Here is a 17,344-nt window from a genome sequence, read left to right as displayed (position 1 = left end):
AGGGCGTCGCGCGCCCCCGCCTCCGCTACTCCGCTTCCGCCTCCGTCTCCACCTCCACCTCCGCCTCCTTCTCCTCGCAGCAACGCTTGTACTTCTTCCCGCTCCCGCATGGGCAGGGGCCTTTGCGCGTGGGGCCTTCGGGGCGGGTTTGCGTCACGGGGGCCCGGTGGTCGAGCATCTGGCGCAGGACGTTGAGCGCGAGCTCCGTCCGGAAGGGCATGTGGATCGCCGCGACCGCGGCGCGCGGGAGGTAGAGCTCCTCCGGCGCGGCGCGCGCGGCCCACGGGACCAGCGTGAAGAGCCAGGCCAATGCGTCCGAGAGGCCCTTCGATTGGCGAAGATAACATTGCATCGTGTTCGCCATGACCGCGCGGGACAGGTCGTCCGGCACGTCCTCCGGGCGCTCGTACCGCAACGGGCCCGCGGGCCTCGGCTTCATGATCTGCACCCAGAGGTGCGCCCCGAAATTACGGATGCTCGCGAGCAGCGCCTCCGGATCGTCTCGCTCGCTCTCCGCGACCGACCGCGCCATCTGCCGTATCGCGCGCGTGAACTTGCCAAACGCCGTGTCCCGCCACTTGACCGGGATGTCCGTGCCGAGCGCCTTCTCGGCCTCGGCGCGTAGCCGCGCGTGGCGCATGCCGATCGAGAGGAGCGCGAGCGAGCCGTCGATGTTCTGGAGCTCGCTCTCCGCCTCCTGATAAAAACGCTTGTACCTCCCGAGCAGGGGCTTGCCGATCCGCGCCGCGGCCCAGGCGCCTCGAATCGCGAGGGGCAAGTACCCTTGCCGCGTGGTGGGCCAGGTGAACGTGCTGCCCTGATCGAGCAAGGCGAGGATCGACGGCGGCAAGACCTCGCGGCCGTCGAGGGCCGCGAGCACGGCGAAATGGCTCATCGCCCAGAGCGTCCGCCAGTACGCGAGCAGCGCGTCGTCATAGGCAGGCTTGAGTTTGTCGGTCTTGCGGAGCAGCGGCAGGAGCAGGTCGCGCGCGTCGTTGAGCTCACACGCGGCGTGGAGGTAGAGGCGCAAGAACTCGAAGCCATACAGCGGCTGGAGCGCCGAGATGGCCAGGAACTCCTCCCGCGAGAGCTCGTCGGCCGCCTCGTAGATGCGGCGGAGCAGCGCCCGGAGGCCTCTCCCCCCGGTGAGCGCCTTGGCTGCCACGAGGCGCTCGCGCAGCTCCCCGGCCCTGGCGGAGATCGCGTCGATTTGCCCGCGGGTGACGACCGGCAGGTTCGAGACCTTCATGCCCTCGCCGAGGCACGTGACGAAGCGGCCGGCCCGCGTGACGATGAGGAAGGGCCCGTCCTCGGGGTGATCGAGCGAGAGCGCGACACGCTCGGCGCCGTCGGGCACGCGGGCCCGGTCGAAGATGTACCGGAGGAGCGATTCGTCCCGGTAGAGGGAGAGCGCGAGCTCGACGTGCGGGAGCGCGACACGATCGAGCCGAGAGAGGAAGTGGTGAGCGTGCCCCATCGAGGTGATGAGAGGACAAACGCGCCCGGGGCGCAAGGAGCGTCTCGCGGAACAAAAGGTGCGCGCCCTTCACGTCTCCGTGGAGCTCGCCGCTGCGTCCTTCTCCTCGCAGCAACGCTTGTATTTCTTCCCGCTCCCGCACGGGCACGGGCCTTTGCGGGCCGGGCCTTCGGGGGGCGCCTGGCGCTTCATGATGCCTTCGTGGTCACGCATCGAGCAGAGCAGGTCGAGCGTGTGCTGCGGGCTCCAAGGGATACGGAGCGCGCGCAGGGCGTCGCGGGGCAGGTAGAGCTCCTGCGGCGCGGCGCGGGCGACCCAGGGGATCATGAGGAAGAGGAGGGCGATCGTGTTTCCTCTGCCCTCGGCCCTGTGCAGATAACACTGGATCGCGTTGGCCATGAAGGCGCAGGCGAGGTCCCCCGGGACGTCCTCGGGCCTTTCGAATCGGAAGGGGCCCGGAGGGCGATCGGCCATGTAGGAGACCCATATCTCCGCGCAGAAGTTCTCCAGGCCCTTCTGCCGCTCGGCGCCCCACGTGCGCTCGGTCTCCGCGACCTTGCGCACGACGCTCCGCAGCGCGAGGGCGAAGTTGCCGTGCGTCGTGCCCTTGATGGTCGCGGGGACATCCGCGCCGAGCGCCTTTTCAATCTCGGCGCGGAGCCTCGAATGGCGGCACCCGAGCGCGAGCAGGCCGAGCCCGCCGTCGATGTTCTGCAGGAGGCTCAGCGCGTCCGCGTAATAACGCTTGTAGCGGGGGAGCAAGATCTTGCCGACCCGCGCCGTGGCCCACGCGCCACGAACGGCGAGGGGCACGTACCCTTGCCGCGTGGCCGCCCACGAGAGCGTGGCGCGCTCGCCGAGCCAATCGAGGGCCTTCGGATGCAAGGTCTCCTGGCCGTCGAGGGTCGCGAGGACGATGAGGTGGCCGAGGGCCCAGAAGGTCTGCCAGTAGGCGCGGAGCGCGTCCTCGTACGTGGAGCGGAGCTTGTCGGTCTTGCGGAGCTGGGGCAGGAGGATGTTCCGCACGTCCTCGAGCTCACACGCAGCGTCGAAATAGAGGGCCATGAACTCGTGCGCATACAGCGGCTGCAGCGCCGTGATCGCCAGGAACTCCTCGCGGGAGAGCTCGTCGCCGGCCTCGTAGATGCGGCGGAGCAGCGACCGGACGCCCTTGCCGCCGGTGAGCGCCTTGGCGGCCTCGAGGCGCTCGCGTAGCTCGCCGATCTTGGCGGAGATCGCGTCGATCTGGCCGCGGGTGACGACGGGCAGATTGGAGACCTTCATGCCCTCGCCGAGGCACGTGACGAAGCGGCCGCCTCGCGTGACGATGAGGAAGGGCCCGTCCTCGGGGTGATCGAGCGAGAGCGCGACACGCTCGGCCCCCTCGGGCACGCGGGCCCGGTCGAAGATGTACCGGAGGAGGCCCTCGTCCCGGTAGAGGGAGAGCGCGAGCTCGACGTGCGGGAGCGCGACACGATCGAGCCGGGAGAGGAAGTGGTGGGCGTGCCCCATCGAGGTGATGAGAGGACAAACACGCCCGGGGCGCAAGGCGCCGAAAAAAAATTCGCGAGGCATGTCGGGCCGGGGCGAGGTCTCGCGGACGTAGGGGGGAACGGCTCTTCGGCGCGCTCAGGGTGAGCGCGCAAGAGGGCCTTCACGGCCCCGGAGACGACCCATGAAGCCCAAGATCCTGAAGACGTTCGCGCTGCTCGCCCCCTTCGCCGCCCTGCTCGCCGCGCCCGCGCCCGCCGCCGCGGGGACGAGCTGCGTCGACCTGCGTTGCTCGAGCTCGGCGAGCTGGAGCGACAGCAGCTTCGGCGCCTCGTACCAGCTCTGGGCCGGCATGATGACGAAGAAGGATTTCCCGACCACCACGAGCTACGGCGCCGATTACCTGCGGCTCGGCGCCGATATCTACGGGACGGCGAAGGCGTTCGGCGTCTCGAAGTCGATCGTCGATTCGTACGCGATGATCTACAACAACAACGGGTCCGCCACCGGGAAGATCCAGGTCGCGACGCTCGGGATCGTCCTGTATTCGGCGTCGATGTCGAACAAGCTGGAGCTCGGCTGGACCCGCTCCTTCTTCAAGGCCGACGACGGCATCAGCATCCTCGGCGTCAGCATCGACCTCGACGCCGAGGTGGGCGGCGAGCTCGGCGTCAACGTGTATCCACAATTCCTCGACGGCGTCGTCTCTCTCCAGGCGGATCCTTACGTGTCCGCTTATGCCGACGTCGACGCGCACGTGGGCGCGTCCTGCGCGAGCGTGGGCGTGAGCGGCTCGCTCACGGCCCTCGACCTGCACGTCCCGGCCTCGATCGGCACGACGATCCCCGAGGACAACAGCGTGCACTTGATGATGGCGCTCCCCTACGAGCTCCACTCGCTCGACGGAAAGCTCAAGGTCAAGCTCAAGTATTGCCTGGACGAGGACAGCAAGACGATCGTCAATTTCGACGGGTTCAGCACCTCGGCGACGCTGCTCTCGAAGTGGGGCAGCTTCTCCTGGTGATCCTCCCGCATTGACGTCCCCACCCGACACGCACGCTGGAGGAGCCCATGAAGCGCCGTTTTCCCAAGCTCGCCGCCCTTCCCCTGCTCGCCACCGCCATTCTGGGAGGAGTCTGCCTCCAGCGCGCGTGCGCCCCCGCCGCCCTTGCACCCGCCGCAGCCGCCGCGGGGGAGCTGCCGGCGGATACGTCGATCGCGCCGATCCACCCGCGGGCCGAGGCCCCGGAGCGACGCGTTTATGCGGTGACGCTCGCGCGACACGTGAAGGTCGGCGGCGAGACGTTCGTGAAGACCTACCTCGAAGGCCGCATTTCGTTTTTGCCCATCCCCGGAACGAACCTATGGGAGGCGCGGCTCGTGGATGTTTCGCTCGACGCGTCCGGCGGAGAGACGCCCACGATGGCCGATCTTCGCCGCCCGATCCTGCTCGCGCACGACGAGGAGGGGCGCCTCGTGGGCGTGCGGTTCGATCCGCGGACGGATTCACCCTCGCGCCTGCTCTTGACGAGCCTCGTGGCGGCGACGCAATACACGCGCGGGAAGGGCGCGGCCTGGTCCGCGGATGAGCTCGACGGGTCGGGCGTGTACCGCGCCGATTACGAGCGCGAGGGCGAGCGCGTGATCAAGCGGCACAAGCAGGGGTACGTGCGCATGCACGAGGGGCTGACGCCGCTCACGGCCGAGGGCGCGCTGCGTATCACCGTGGATGAAGAGGGGCGCATCGAATCGGCGAGCGCCCGCGAGGCGTCACGCGCGACCCGAAAGACGGCGCTCGGAGAGGTCGAGGGCACGCTCGAGGTCTCGCTGCGGCTCGTCGATCGCGGGGAAGCGACGAGCGCCGAGATCGCCGCGGCGCGACTGCTGGCCTTCGACCACGAGGAGCCGCGGATGGCCGCGCCGAAGCGTGATCGCAGCACGAGCCGGCGGGACATGGACGAGCGGCGCGCCGCGGGCCACGACCTCGCCGAGCTCCGCGCCGCATTCGCGGAGACGGACGGGCTGCCGAGGGACAAGGTCGGAGAGCGGCGCGCGAAGCTGATCCATACCGCCGGCGCATTGTTCCGCGTGAGCCCCGAGGAGGCGATCGAAGCGGGAAAGCAGCTCGCGGCGAGCGACGTGACGGACGCCGAGGCGAATTTCCTCGCCGGCGCTCTCGCGGCGGCGGGCACGGAGGAGGCGGCGCACGCGCTCGCGGAGACGCTCACGAGCGCGGAGGCGACGATCGAGGCGCAGAGGCAATCGGCGGTGAGCCTCGCGCTTTTGCCGGTCGCGGACGCCGATACGGTCGCGGCGCTGTCGAAGGGCGCCGAGAGCGAGGATCCGGCGCTGCAGAACCTGAGCACGATGGCGCTCGGGTCCGAGGCGCGTACACTCGCCGCGAACGGGGACGTGGGCGAAGGGCTCGATCCCGTGGCCGACTTGCTCGCTCGTTATACGAGCGCGACCGACGACGCGACGCGGGACATGTTGCTCGCCGCGCTCGGAAACAGCGGGGATCCACGGGCGTTCGAGGTCATCCGCGGGGCGCTCGCCTCCCCGCGGCTCGCCCCGACGGCGGCGTACGCGTTGCGGTTCGTCCCAATACCCGAGGCCGATACGTTGCTCCACGCGCTCGCGACGAGCTCGACGGAGGCCGTGGTGCGGCAGGCGGCCTACCGGGCGGCATTTTTCCGCGACGCGGCGTCGTGGTTACCCTGGCTGGAGGTGGCGCTCGGGAAGGAGAAGGATCCGCAGGTGATCGATGTGATCCACACGGTGATCGCGCACATGTCGTCGCCGTGAGGGGGTGAGGCGCGCGCGGGCTTTCCGTGGTAATGGCATTCTGCCATGCACCACGAGGTCACGCGTATCATCGCCGAGGTCGCCGCGGGGCGCGCCCAGGCGACCCAGGAGCTCTTGCCGCTCGTGTATGACGAGCTGCGGCGCATCGCGGCGGCGCAGATGGCGCGCCTGCGCCCCGGCGATACCCTGCAGCCGACGGCGCTCGTGCACGAGGTATACCTGAAGCTCGTCGGATCCCCGGCGCCCGGCTGGAACGGGCGGGGGCATTTTTTCGCCGCCGCGGCGCAGGCGATGCGCGAGATCACGGTGGATTACGTGCGCAGGAAGACCGCTGCGAAGCGCGGCGGCGGAAAACGAGCAGAGCCGCTCGACGTGGAGATCGCCGTCGACGCGGAGGCGCTGGGGCTCGACGACGTGCTCTCGATCAACGCGGCGCTCGCGCACCTGGAGGCCGAGCATCCACGCAAAGCGCAGGTCGTCGTGATGCGGTATTTCGGCGGATTGCAGGACCAGGAGATCGCGGAGGCGCTCGGCGTGACGACCCGCACGATCGAACGAGAATGGCGCTTCGCCCGGGCCTATCTGCACGAGGTGCTCTCCCGGGGAGCGCCCACGTGACGATGCTGCGGCCCGATGCGCGGCGGGTCGGGGAGCTCTTCGACGCGGTCGTCGATCTCGGGCCCGAGGAGACGCGGCGGTACCTGGACGACGAATGTGCAGGGGATCTCGCGCTGCGTGACGCCGTGGAGCGGCTCGTCGCGCATGATCGGAGGGCCGATGCCGATTTCCTCGCGCCGAGGCCGGCGCTGCTGTCGGCGGTGATGCAAGAGCAGCGGGCCCAGGCGGAGAAGGTCGCCCCGAGCGCCGCGCCCGCGCACGACGAGCCGATGGTCACGGCGCGGATCGGGCGATTCGCCGTGGTGCGCAAGCTCGGCGAGGGGGCGATGGGCGTCATTTACATGGGCTACGACGACATGCTCGATCGTCGCGTGGCCATCAAGCTCCTGCGCCCGAGCGTGACGGGCGCGGGCTGGATCCTGCGCGAAGGAAAGGCCCTCGGCCGCCTCGCGCACCCGAACGTGGTCGCCATTCACGAGGCCGGCGAACACGAGGGCCGCGTGTATCTCACCATGGAGTTCGTCGAGGGCTCGACGCTGCGCGCCTTCCTCGCCGAGCGCGAACGCCCCTTCTCCGAGGTGCTCGGCCTCTTCCTCGAGGCCGGGCGAGGCCTCGCCGCGGTGCACGACGCGGGCCTCGTGCACCGCGATTTCAAGCCCGACAACGTGATCGTCGGGAAGGACGGGCGGCCGCGGATCGTCGATTTCGGGGTCGCGTCGCTCGCCCGGCCAGGCGGCGAGAGGAATGGCGAGGCGCGGCAGGAGGTCGAGGCCCAAGGGCGCTCGGGCGCGCTCGAGGTATCCCTCTTGCCGAGGGGCGCGATGGCGGGGACGCCGGCGTTCATGGCGCCGGAGCAGCTCCGCGGCGAGCGCGCGACGCAGGCGAGTGATCAATGGAGTTATTGCGCGGCGCTATATCGGGCAGCCTACGGGGCTCCGCCGTTCTCGCTCGACGGTGATTTCGTGGCGCTCGCGCGTCGCGTGCAGGAGGGCGCGCCGGAGATCCCGGCCCAGCGCAGCAAGGTGCCTGCGTGGCTCGGGCCGATCGTCCTGCGCGGCCTCGGGAAAGAACCCGCTTCGAGGTTCCCCTCGATGCACGCGCTGCTCGAGGCGATCGAGGCACATTTGCCCCGGGACCCGGAGGTCGATCGCCGCGTGATGCGGCGCGAGCTCGTGATCCTGCGCGTGGGCCTGCTCGGCGTGGCGGTGGTCGTCGGCGCGTTCATTTCTCGCACGGCCATCCATTCCGGGGGGACGGTCGCGCTCGCAGCGCTGGCGAGCGCCGCGAGCCTGGCCATGGTGCTGCTCATCATCACGCTGCGGTGGCGCAGGTTGTCTCAGAATCGGCTCGGGCGGCGGACCGCCCGGATCTTGATCGGGGCAGAGGCGGCGATCTTCGTGCACCGCCTCATCGCGCTCCGATTCGGGACGCGGCTCGACCACGTCCTCGTGAACGATCTCGTCCTGCTCGCGGCGATCGTGGGGACGATAGCCATGGTTTCCGAGCGACGGATGGCCCTGGCCGCGGCGATCGCCATGGTGGGCGCGCTCGTCGGCCTCTTCCTGCCGAGCGCCGCGAGCGCGGCCTACGTCGTGGCGAGTGTCCTCGTGCTCGTGCTGCTCATCCACGACGTGATACGCGAGGGATGATCACAGGCACGAGAGCCAGGCCCGCCACCCCACACAAGCCGCCCGCTTCTCCGTCGCGCGGGAGGCCTCCGCCGCGAGCGGGTGCTGGAATTTCGCATAACAATCACGCCGCAGCCCGAGCACGCGCTCGTCCCACGGCGGGTGCGGTTCGAGCGCGGCGAACGCGGCCACGCACGCGTTCTCCTCGGGGAGGACCTCGGAGAGGTCGATACGCACGCCCCGCCGCGTCGATTCGAGCACGAGCACCGAGAAGGGCATGTCGAGCGCCTGAAAGAGGCGCCGCGCGTCGGAAGGCGCGCTCTGGCCGAGCTCACGCGCGAGCTCGAGGGCCCGGCTCATGATCACCGTCGAGGGCCAAGGGTCCTTGCGGTACGCGAGGAACGCGCGCTCGAGCAGCGACACGGCCTCGGCGCGCCGGCCCTTCGTGTATTCGTAGCGGGCGCGGATGGCGTCGGCCTCGATCGGGAAATCACGCGCGTGTCTTTCGAGCAGCGGGAGCACGGCGTCGTCGCCCTTCCACGCGAGCCCCTCGGCCACGAGCGTGGTCTCCACCGGCCCGATCGGGGCCTGCTCCTGGAATTGCCATTTCGCGAGCGCCCCTTCGAGGTTGCCCGCCGCGTAATTGACGAGCGCCTGCACCCGCACCTCCGCCTCGGGCGTGAGGTGCTCGGGCATGGCCGGATCCGAGCCGTCCCCCGTGACCTGCGCCGCGCGGTCCTCCGCCACGCGCACGAAATCGAGCGTGCCCGATTTCAAGGTCGGGCGATCCTCCTTGCGGTGCCGGACGGGCTCGAAGAAGGTGGACACGGAGGCGAAATTGCCGACGGCGCGCGCGAAGCCGAACTCGACGCGGTTCCGGTCGTCCGTGTTGTAGACCGCGCCGGGCACGTCGGCGATCGCCCGCGCGAACGGAGGCCCGGCGACGTAATGGGCGAAGAGGCCCTCGAGCCCCTCGGTGCGCCAGGCATTCAAGAGCGCCCGCCGGTAGGGCTCCGCGGCGAGCTTCGTCCGGAGGAGGTCCGGATCGTGCACGAGCGGCGCCTCCGAGGCGACGAGGACGAGATCACTCCAGCCGAGGTACCAGGTCTCGACCGCCGGAAAGACCGAGGCGAGCGTCGCGTAAATGGTGCGGAGCGTCTCGACGTCGATCTCGTAGATCTGGACCCATTGCAGGAAGAGGCCGCCCTCCTTCAACCGGCCGCGCACGGCCTGGTAATACTCCTGCGTGAAGAGGCTCGCGACGCCGGCTCGATACGGGTTCGAGGGCTCGGAGAAGACGACGTCGTAACGAGCCGGGACCGTGGGCAGGATCTCGCGCGCGTCGCCGAGGAGGACGCGGACCCTGGGATTGGAGAGGACGTCCTCGTTGACCGGCGCGCAGCGGCGGCCGATCTCCAGCATCGCGGGCTCGAGCTCGGCGACGTCCACGCGCTCGATCGCAGGCACCTTCCCGAGCCAGCCGGCGGAGCTGCCCGTGCCGAAGCCGATCACCATGGCGTGTCTCGGATCGGGGTGGAGCAAGGCGCCGAGCAGGCCTCCCATCACCTGCGTGGATGCGTCGCCGCGCGCATTGCCGTCGATCTTGCCATTGACGACCATCGCGATGCCGTCGGTGCCGTCGATGGCGACGCTGCTCTCGAGGCCCTCGGTTTGCCAGAGGATCGCGCGCTTGACGTCCTCGATCCAGGAGCGCGTGAAGGCCGGTGTGTCGAGCAAGACCCGATCGACGCGGCCCGCGCCGATGGGCGTGTGGCGGAGGACGGCCGAGGGGCCCGGCGAGAGGATCGCCACGAAGGCGAGGGCGGCCGAGGCAGGGGCGGCGATCATGCGGCGCAACGCAGGCACGCGGAACGCGAAGAAGGCCGCGCCCAGAGCCATGGCGAGCAGGCCGAACACGACGGCGCGAAGGGAGCCGAGCGCGCCGAGCGTGGGGACGAGGAAAAAACCGCCGGCGAGGGAGCCGACCATGGCGCCGAGCGTGTTGTGCGCGCCGACGGTGCCGAGGTGCGAGCCGACGCGGGCCCGGCCCCTGCCGAGGAGCGCGACGAGCAGCGGATATTGCGCGCCAGCCACGACCGAGGCGGGGAAGGCCATGAGGGCCGAAAGCGCGATCCAGCCCGGCACGTAATGGAAGAGCCCGGCGCCGGCCTCGGGCCGGAGCGCGAGCGCGAGCACGGCGAGCCGATCCCCGAGCGCAAAGGGAACGGCCACGAAGAGCGCCTCGAGCGCCGCCGTGAGCGCGAGGCCACGCGCCGACGGGGCGCGCTTGCGGAAGAGGACCGGATAAAGCAGCCCGCCGAGCCCGATCCCGAGGAGGACGACGGCGAGGATGACCCCGAACGTATACACCGTGCCGCCGAGCAGCGGGCCGAGGAGGCGATACCAGACGAGCTCGAGCCAGAAGAACAAAAACCCCGAGAGCGCCGCGAAGGCCAGGACGAAGCGCGGGGGGAGGCTCGCCTCCGCGGCCGCCTCGCCCTCGTTTTCCTTCGCGGGCGGCTCCTCGGTCATGGGGGCGAGCCGTTTGTCGACGAGGAGCGCGATACCCGCGACGATCGCATTGAGAAGCGCCGCGACCCAGAGCGCGCCGCGGGTGCCGAGCCGCTCGAGGAGGAGGAGCGTGCAGAGGCTGGCGCCCGCGACCGCGCCGAGCGTGTTCGCCGCATAAAGCCAGCCGACGGCCCGCCGCTGGGTGTCGGTCGGGCTCTCGGCCGAGCGCGCCGCCGCAGGCAACGTGCCGCCCATGAGGACGGTCGGCGCGCCAATGACGAGGGCGGCGAGCGCGAGGCGCAGCGTGGTGCCGAGGGTCATTCCGAGCAGAAACGTGCCGCCCGCGGCCCGGTACACGACACGGGCGAGGTCGATCGCGAACGGGCTCAAGGCGGCGAGCGATGCAATGGCGAGCTCGAGGCGCGCATAGAGGCGGAGCGGCCGCGGCGAGGCGTCGCTGCGCTTGCCGAAGAGCAGGCTGCCGGCGCCCGCGCCGCCGATGAAAATGGCGAGCACGGCCGCGCTCGCCGCCGTCGACGACCCGAACACGAGGCGGAGCTCACGTTGCCAGGCCGTCTGGTACACGAGCGCGGAGAGGCCCGAGCCGAAGAGCAGGAGCGCGACCTTCAGCGGATGGGCCGAGGAGCTCGGTGAGGAGGATCGAGGCTGGGTCATCGGGAGGGGCGCGCATCCTAGATCGAGACGAGGCGGGGGTGGAAGCGAGAGCGGAAGCGTGCTCCCCTTCCTCCCTCGAAGCGGATCGGGATTGCGGGCCACACGTACGACCGATTATACTGTCGGAATGCGACGATCTTATGTGCTTCAGCTCGCCACCGTCATTTTCGTGCTCGCTCCCGGCTGCGGACAGGACGGAGGGTCCGCGACCGGCGGATCGGGCGCGGGCGCGAGCGTGGCCAGCTCGGGACAAGGTGGCGCGGGGCAAGGCGGCGCGGGGCAAGGCGGCGCGGGGCAAGGCGGCGCGAACGTGGGGGGCAGCTTCGTCGGGAGCGGCGGCGCGGGGCAAGGCGGCGGAGGGGGCGGCGGGCCGGAGGTCTGCGACGGCATCGACAACGACAACGACGGGACGATCGACAACGTCGACGTGGGCAAGGACGGCATCTGCGATTGTCTACGCATCGCGACGCTCGGGCTCCCGGGCCAATGGGGCAGCGGTGACGTGTTCGCCACGTGGCTCGACGCCCGCAGCGACAATGGCGCCGTCTCGCTGAACGACCAGGAGCTCACGAAGGAGCTGCTCGACAAGTATCAGGTCATCGTGGCGCAGAACCTGAGCGAGATGAACCGGACGTATTCGGCCGCCGAGGTCGCGGCGTTGAGCGAATGGGTCCAGGCAGGGGGCGGCTTCATGACGCTCATCGGATACGGCGACCCCACCGAGCGGACGAACGTGAATACCTTGCTCGGAGCCTTCACCATGAGCTACGGCGCGCAGCAGATCCTGCCGAAGGGCGGGAGCTCGACGATCCCCGTCACGGGCTGGACGGCGCACCCCGTGACGAGCGGCGTGACGAGCATCGGCGTCGACAATGGGTATCCGGTCGAGGGGACGGGGCAGACGCTCGCCACGGAGCAAGGGCACGTCCTGCTGAAGGCGCAGGAGGTGGGCAGCGGTCACGTGCTCGTGTGGGGCGACGAGTGGATCACGTACGACAGCGAATGGACGGGGCACCCGGAATACCAGCTCGAGCTGTTCTGGCTGAACGCGATCAAGTGGCTCACGCCCGCGAAGAACTGCCAGGTGGACATCCCGAGCCCGAAGTGACGCCTTCCCCGGCGCCCGAGCCGTTTTTCTCCCCGCGGTCGCCGACGTCGAGCAGCACCGCGACCAGCATGTCGTTCATCACGTTCAAGACCGTGCGGCACCGCGCGATGATCCAGTCGACGGTCATCACGAGCGGTATGGCCGCGGCGATCAAGGCGTCCGGCAGGCCCGCGGCCCCGAGCACGAGCGGCAACACGACGAGCCCCGCCTCCGGGATCCCCGCGACGCCCGCCGCCGCCATCACCGAGGCGAGCGCGATCGTGAGCTCCCCGCCGAGGTCGAGCGGCGCGCCGATGGCCTGCGTCAAGAAGACGGCCGTCATCGCCTCGTAAAGGAGAATGCCGTCATTGTTGAGGTTCGTCCCGATACACGCCGCGAGGCGCGCCGATCCGGGCGAGACGCCCATTCGATCGAGCGCCTTCAGCGTGACGGGCACGGTCGCCAGGCTGGAGTTCGTCGAGAGCCCCGTCAAGATCGGGTCCGCGCCGATCCCGAGGTAGACGCGCGGCGGCTTCTTGCCGATGAACCAGGCGACGAGCGGGTAATACACGAGCGCATGCAGCGCCATCGCCGCGAGCACCGTGACCAGGAAGACCCAGAGCGATCGAAAGACCGAGAGCCCGGCCTTGCCCACGACGTCCGCGACGACCCCGAGCACCGCGATCGGCACCACGGAGACCACGATATCGAGCGTCTCGACGAGGATCGCATACACGCCCCCGATCGCCCGCTCGACCACGGAGAGCCCCGGGCCCGCCTCCTCGGACGCCCGCGCACGCGCGCGCCGGAGCGCGACGCCCGTGAGCACGCCGAGCAGGACGATCGTGATGACGCTGTTCTCGGAGAACGGATCGACGAGGCTCCTCGGCACGTAACTCGAGACGTTGTCGATGAGGCCGAGGCTGCCCTTCTTCGAGGCGGCGAGGATCTCCTGCGCCGGATCCGAGGTCGCGCCGTTCGGCCGCATGACCGCCGCGAGCGCGCCCGAGAGGTGCCGGCCCGGCGAGAAGCCATTCATGATCGAGAGGCCAATGCCGAGCGCCACCGTCGCATTGACCGCGCAAATGAAGAGCAGGCGCGTCCCTTTTCGCAGAGAGATGTCCGTCTTGACGAACGCGTCGAGGATCGCGAAAAAGACGAGCGGGACGGCCAGGGCCTTGAGGAGCTTCACCACGAGCAGCCCCAGCCGGCCGAGCTCGGCGTTGCCCAGGCCGAGGAGGTATTTCCGTTCCCCGAAGACGAGCCCGAGAAGGACACCCACGAGGACGCCGGCGAGGACGCGCACGTAGAGCGGGAATCGTCGTCTGGGTTGCTCTCCTGCGCGGCTTTTTTGCTCGCTCATGGCCTGGCTGTCTTCACGCGGGGCCGGAGCGTCGTCAATTGTTCATGGTGAGCCCCGTTCGTGGGGGCTAGCATGACGGCATGATCGGGCGTGTTTTCGCCTGGAGAGCCGCGGAGAGGGCCGGGCGATGAACGGGGAGCCATCGCGAGGAGCGGGGGAGACGGACCGAGGTCAACCAGCGACGAGCGCGCCCCACACGCGAGGCGGGAGCAAAAACGGCGCCGGGGCGGACCTCGGCGCGGCGCCGACGTTGCCCTTGAGCCAGGCGTCGTCGTCCGGGCAAACGACGAGCGTGCCTGCGTCGGGGCGGTGGAGCGCGGCGCGGCTGCCGCTCGTCGACCGGTCGAGTTATTCGGTCGAGGGCGAGGTCGCGCAGGGCGGGATCGGGCGGGTCCTGTCGGCGCGTGATCAGCGGCTCGATCGGCGGGTGGCGCTGAAGGAGCTGCTCGATACGGGCTCCGCCGCCGAGGACCGGTTCGTCCGGGAGGCGCTGCTCACGGCGCGGCTGCAGCACCCGTCGATCGTGCCGGTCTACGAGGCCGGGCGGTGGCCGACGGGTGAGCCGTTTTATTCGATGAAGCTCGTCTCCGGGCGCCCGCTCTCCGAGATCATCGAGGGCGCGGGCAAGCTCGACGAGCGGCTCCCGCTGCTCACCCACGTGCTCGCCGTCACCGACGCGGTGGCCTACGCGCACGAAAAACGCATCATCCACCGGGATCTGAAGCCCGCGAACGTGCTCGTGGGGGCCCACGGCGAGACGCTCGTGATCGACTGGGGCCTCGGGAAAGACCTTTCCGAGCCCGTCGTCGAGGTGAAAGCGCCGGCCGAGACCGAGGCCCCCGAGGCGGGCGGCGAGGTCACGTCCGAGGGAGGCGGCACGCTCGTCGACGGGATCACGCTCGTGGGCTCGGTGATGGGCACACCCGCGTACATGCCGCCCGAGCAAGCGGCGGCCGAGGCCGTGGACGAGCGCGCGGACGTGTATGCGCTCGGGGCGATCCTCTACCACGTGCTCGCCGGGCGGGCGCCGTACGCCGGCGTGAGCGGGATGAAGATCCTGCAGCGGGTGCTCGAGGGCCCGCCGGCGCCGCTGCCGGAGATGCAGGCCGGGATCCCGCTCGATCTCCTGGCGATCGTGGACAAGGCGATGGCGCGGGATCCGGCCGCGCGGTACCCGACGGCGAAGGCGCTCGCGGAGGATCTGCGCCGCTTTCTGGCGGGGCAGCTCGTGGGCGTGCACCTCTACACGACCCGCGAGAAGGCGTGGCGCTTCGCCCGCAAGCACCGCGCCGCGCTCTCCGTGGCCGTCGCGGCGCTCTGCGTGCTGATCACGGCCGGAGGGCTCTTCTTCGCCAAGGTGCTGAAGGAGCGGGATCGCGTCACGCGGGAGCACGCGCTCGCGGAGGAGGCGCGCAAAAAAGCGGTGGAGGCCGAGCACCGGGCGATCGCGCACGCCGACGAGCTCACGCTGGTCCAGGCGCGTACGGCCGTCCTCCGCGACCCGAACGAGGCGCTCGCGTGGCTGAAGGCGCTCTCGCCGACGTTCGATCAGTGGAGCCGGGCGCGCGTCGTGGCCGCGGACGCGTGGGTGCACGGGCCGGCGCAGGTGCTGCGCGAGCAGAAGGGCCCCATCAACCGGATCGCCCTCTCGCGTGATGGAAAGCGGCTCGTCACGGCGAGCGACGATCACACCGCGGGGATCTACGACCTCGAGGCCGGCGGCTTCCTCCCGCTGCGCGGGCACGAGGACGAGGTCTGGTTCGTCACGTTTTTCCCGGACGACAAGCGGCTGCTCTCGACGGGCAAGGACCGCACGATCCGCGTGTGGGACGCGGCGACGGGCGCCCCGATCACCACGCTGCGCGGGCACACGAGCTCCGTGCTGTTCGCCTTCCCGTCGCGCGACGGAAAGGAGATCATCAGCCAAGGCGACGACGCGACCACGCGGGTATGGGACGTCGCGACGGGCAAGAGCCGCCTGCTCGCGACGGGGGTCGAGACGAGCCTGAAATCGATCTTCGCCCCGGATGGCCGTTTTTTCCTGACCGCGGGGCTCTCCCGCACGATCTACCTGCACGATCGACGAGGCGGGGAGCCTCGCGTGCTGCCCGACATGCTGGTCCACCCGGCCACGATGCAGCAGCTCCCGCTGTATCCCATGCGGTTCTCCCCGGACTCGCGGCTCGTCGCGGCCGGGGCCTCGGACGGGACCGTGCGGGTCTGGGGCGTGCAGAACCCGAAGGAGTCACGCGTCTTCGAAGGGCTCAGCGAGCGCATCGTGCAGATCTCCTTCTCGCCCGACGGTCGCCTCCTCGCGGCAGCCACGGCCGACGGCGCCGTGCGGATCTGGGACCTCGACACGGGCGCGGGCACGTCGCTGCCGACGTACGACAGCGTCGTCCGCGCGATGGTCTTCTCCTCCGACGGGCGCATGCTCGCCTACGGCGGCAACGATCACACCGTGCGGCTCGTCAACCTCGCGACCGGCGAGCGGCGCAAGTTCGTCGGCATGCGCGACAACATCCCGGACCTGGCCTTCTCGCGAGACAACACCCGCCTGATCGTGGCGAGCGCGGACGGCACCACGCGTATCTTCCCGGTCGACGCCGCGCCGGGCCGCGTGCTCGGCAGGCACGTCGGGCCGGCCGTCGCGGTCGACATCTCGCCGACGGGGGAGCACGTCCTCTCCGCGGGGGCCGACGGCGTCGCGCGGCTCTGGCCCGTGCGCGGCGGAGAACCCGTGACGCTCGTGGGGCACGTGGGCGAGCTCTACCGCGCGGAGTTCTCGCCGTCCGGCGACGTGATCGCCACCTCGGGCGTGGACGGGACGGTGCGGCTCTGGGACACGCAGGGGCACGAGATCCGGGCCTATCACGCGGAGGGCGGGCAGGGGCCGAGGATCCGGTTCTCCCGGGACGGCGCGTCGATCGCGATCGGGGAGGTGACGGGCGCGGTGAAGCTCTGGGACGTCGACTCCGGCGAGGTGCGCGCGCTCGGTCGGCACGAGAAGGGCATCTACACGCTCGGGTTCTCCCTCGACGGCGCGAGGCTCGCGACGGGCAGCCACGACACGACCGCGCGTATCTGGGACCTCGCCACGGGCGAGAGCCGGGTCCTCGCCGGCCACGACGGGCGCGTCGAGTCCGTCGCCTTCTCCCCCGACGGCAAGACCGTCGCCACGGGCTCCGTCGACCACAAGGTGCGGATCTGGGACGAGGGCAAGGCCGAGGCCCGCACCTACGACGCGAGCGGGTACCACGTGTTCGGTTTGTCGTTCCTGCCGGACGGCGAGACGCTGCTCAGCCTGGGCGCGGATGCCACGGTGCGGCTCTGGGACGTCGCGACGGGCGCGGTCCGCCTGCTGCGTGGCCACAACGGCCCCACGAGCCTGCTCGACCTCTCGGAGGACGGCGAGGCGCTCGTGACGGGGAGCGAGGACAAGACCGTGCGGCTCTGGGACCTCACGATCGGCGAGGGGCGCGTGCTCGGCATGCACGAGGGCTCCGTGCGGGACGTGGACATCGCCCCCGACGGGAGCTGGGCCGTGTCCGTGGGCGACGACGGGACCGTGCGGGTCTGGCCGGACGATCTTCCGCGTGATCCCGGGGCGTTACGCGCATGGATCGCCCGATCGACCCCTGACACGGTGGAGCATTTCGCGGCGAGCTGCGCGCAATCCCACTGAGCGA

10 protein-coding genes are annotated in these 17,344 nt (G+C 70.3%); 6 read left to right on the top strand and 4 right to left on the bottom strand.

Annotated features, from left to right (window positions below; all coding sequences use genetic code 11):
- Nucleotides 1-25 precede the first annotated feature (25 nt).
- On the bottom strand, nucleotides 26-1,477 hold the full coding sequence (locus GF068_RS44150; RefSeq protein ID WP_206079401.1) for an SEC-C metal-binding domain-containing protein: 1,452 nt from the start codon (nucleotides 1,475-1,477) through the stop codon (nucleotides 26-28).
- A 69-nt stretch (nucleotides 1,478-1,546) separates the two neighbouring features.
- Complete coding sequence (locus GF068_RS44145; RefSeq protein WP_206079400.1) at nucleotides 1,547-3,052, bottom strand: YecA family protein; 1,506 nt, start codon at nucleotides 3,050-3,052, stop codon at nucleotides 1,547-1,549.
- Between the two features lie 100 nt (nucleotides 3,053-3,152).
- Between GF068_RS44145 and GF068_RS06000 the strand changes: the two genes are divergently transcribed.
- Genes GF068_RS06000 through GF068_RS05985 form a run of 4 tightly spaced genes read left to right on the top strand, consistent with a single transcriptional unit; the run spans nucleotide 3,153 to nucleotide 8,040 of the window.
- The gene (locus GF068_RS06000; RefSeq protein WP_153818263.1) at nucleotides 3,153-3,992 is read left to right on the top strand and encodes a hypothetical protein; all 840 of its coding nucleotides are present in this window, start codon (nucleotides 3,153-3,155) and stop codon (nucleotides 3,990-3,992) included.
- 47 nt (nucleotides 3,993-4,039) lie between these two features.
- On the top strand, nucleotides 4,040-5,773 hold the full coding sequence (locus GF068_RS05995; RefSeq protein WP_153818262.1) for a hypothetical protein: 1,734 nt from the start codon (nucleotides 4,040-4,042) through the stop codon (nucleotides 5,771-5,773).
- A gap of 45 nt (nucleotides 5,774-5,818) precedes the next feature.
- Nucleotides 5,819-6,391 carry a sigma-70 family RNA polymerase sigma factor gene (locus tag GF068_RS05990; RefSeq protein ID WP_153818261.1) on the top strand — a complete coding sequence of 191 codons (573 nt, stop codon included), beginning with the start codon at nucleotides 5,819-5,821 and terminating at the stop codon, nucleotides 6,389-6,391.
- A gap of 2 nt (nucleotides 6,392-6,393) precedes the next feature.
- A complete protein-coding gene (locus tag GF068_RS05985) occupies nucleotides 6,394-8,040 on the top strand; it encodes a serine/threonine-protein kinase (protein ID WP_170319321.1) in 1,647 nt (548 codons plus the stop codon).
- On the opposite strand, the gene GF068_RS05980 is transcribed toward GF068_RS05985, so the two are convergent.
- Nucleotides 8,041-11,205 (bottom strand): fused MFS/spermidine synthase, encoded by a 3,165-nt coding sequence (locus GF068_RS05980; protein ID WP_153818259.1) that lies wholly within the window; start codon nucleotides 11,203-11,205, stop codon nucleotides 8,041-8,043.
- A 127-nt stretch (nucleotides 11,206-11,332) separates the two neighbouring features.
- Between GF068_RS05980 and GF068_RS05975 the strand changes: the two genes are divergently transcribed.
- Complete coding sequence (locus GF068_RS05975; RefSeq protein ID WP_153818258.1) at nucleotides 11,333-12,313, top strand: hypothetical protein; 981 nt, start codon at nucleotides 11,333-11,335, stop codon at nucleotides 12,311-12,313.
- Here GF068_RS05975 and GF068_RS05970 read toward each other — a convergent pair.
- Nucleotides 12,267-13,655, bottom strand: coding sequence for a dicarboxylate/amino acid:cation symporter (locus GF068_RS05970; RefSeq protein ID WP_153818257.1), 1,389 nt, complete (start codon nucleotides 13,653-13,655; stop codon nucleotides 12,267-12,269). The genes GF068_RS05975 and GF068_RS05970 overlap by 47 nt on opposite strands.
- Nucleotides 13,656-13,911: 256 nt before the next feature.
- Between GF068_RS05970 and GF068_RS05965 the strand changes: the two genes are divergently transcribed.
- Nucleotides 13,912-17,340 carry a WD40 repeat domain-containing serine/threonine protein kinase gene (locus GF068_RS05965; RefSeq protein WP_170319320.1) on the top strand — a complete coding sequence of 1,143 codons (3,429 nt, stop codon included), beginning with the start codon at nucleotides 13,912-13,914 and terminating at the stop codon, nucleotides 17,338-17,340.
- Nucleotides 17,341-17,344 lie beyond the last annotated feature (4 nt).

Source organism: Polyangium spumosum (genome assembly GCF_009649845.1).
Taxonomy (GTDB): Bacteria; Myxococcota_A; Polyangia; order Polyangiales; family Polyangiaceae; genus Polyangium; species Polyangium spumosum.
Note: the sequence above shows the minus strand (reverse complement) of the source record. Positions and strands in the feature narration are given on the sequence as shown.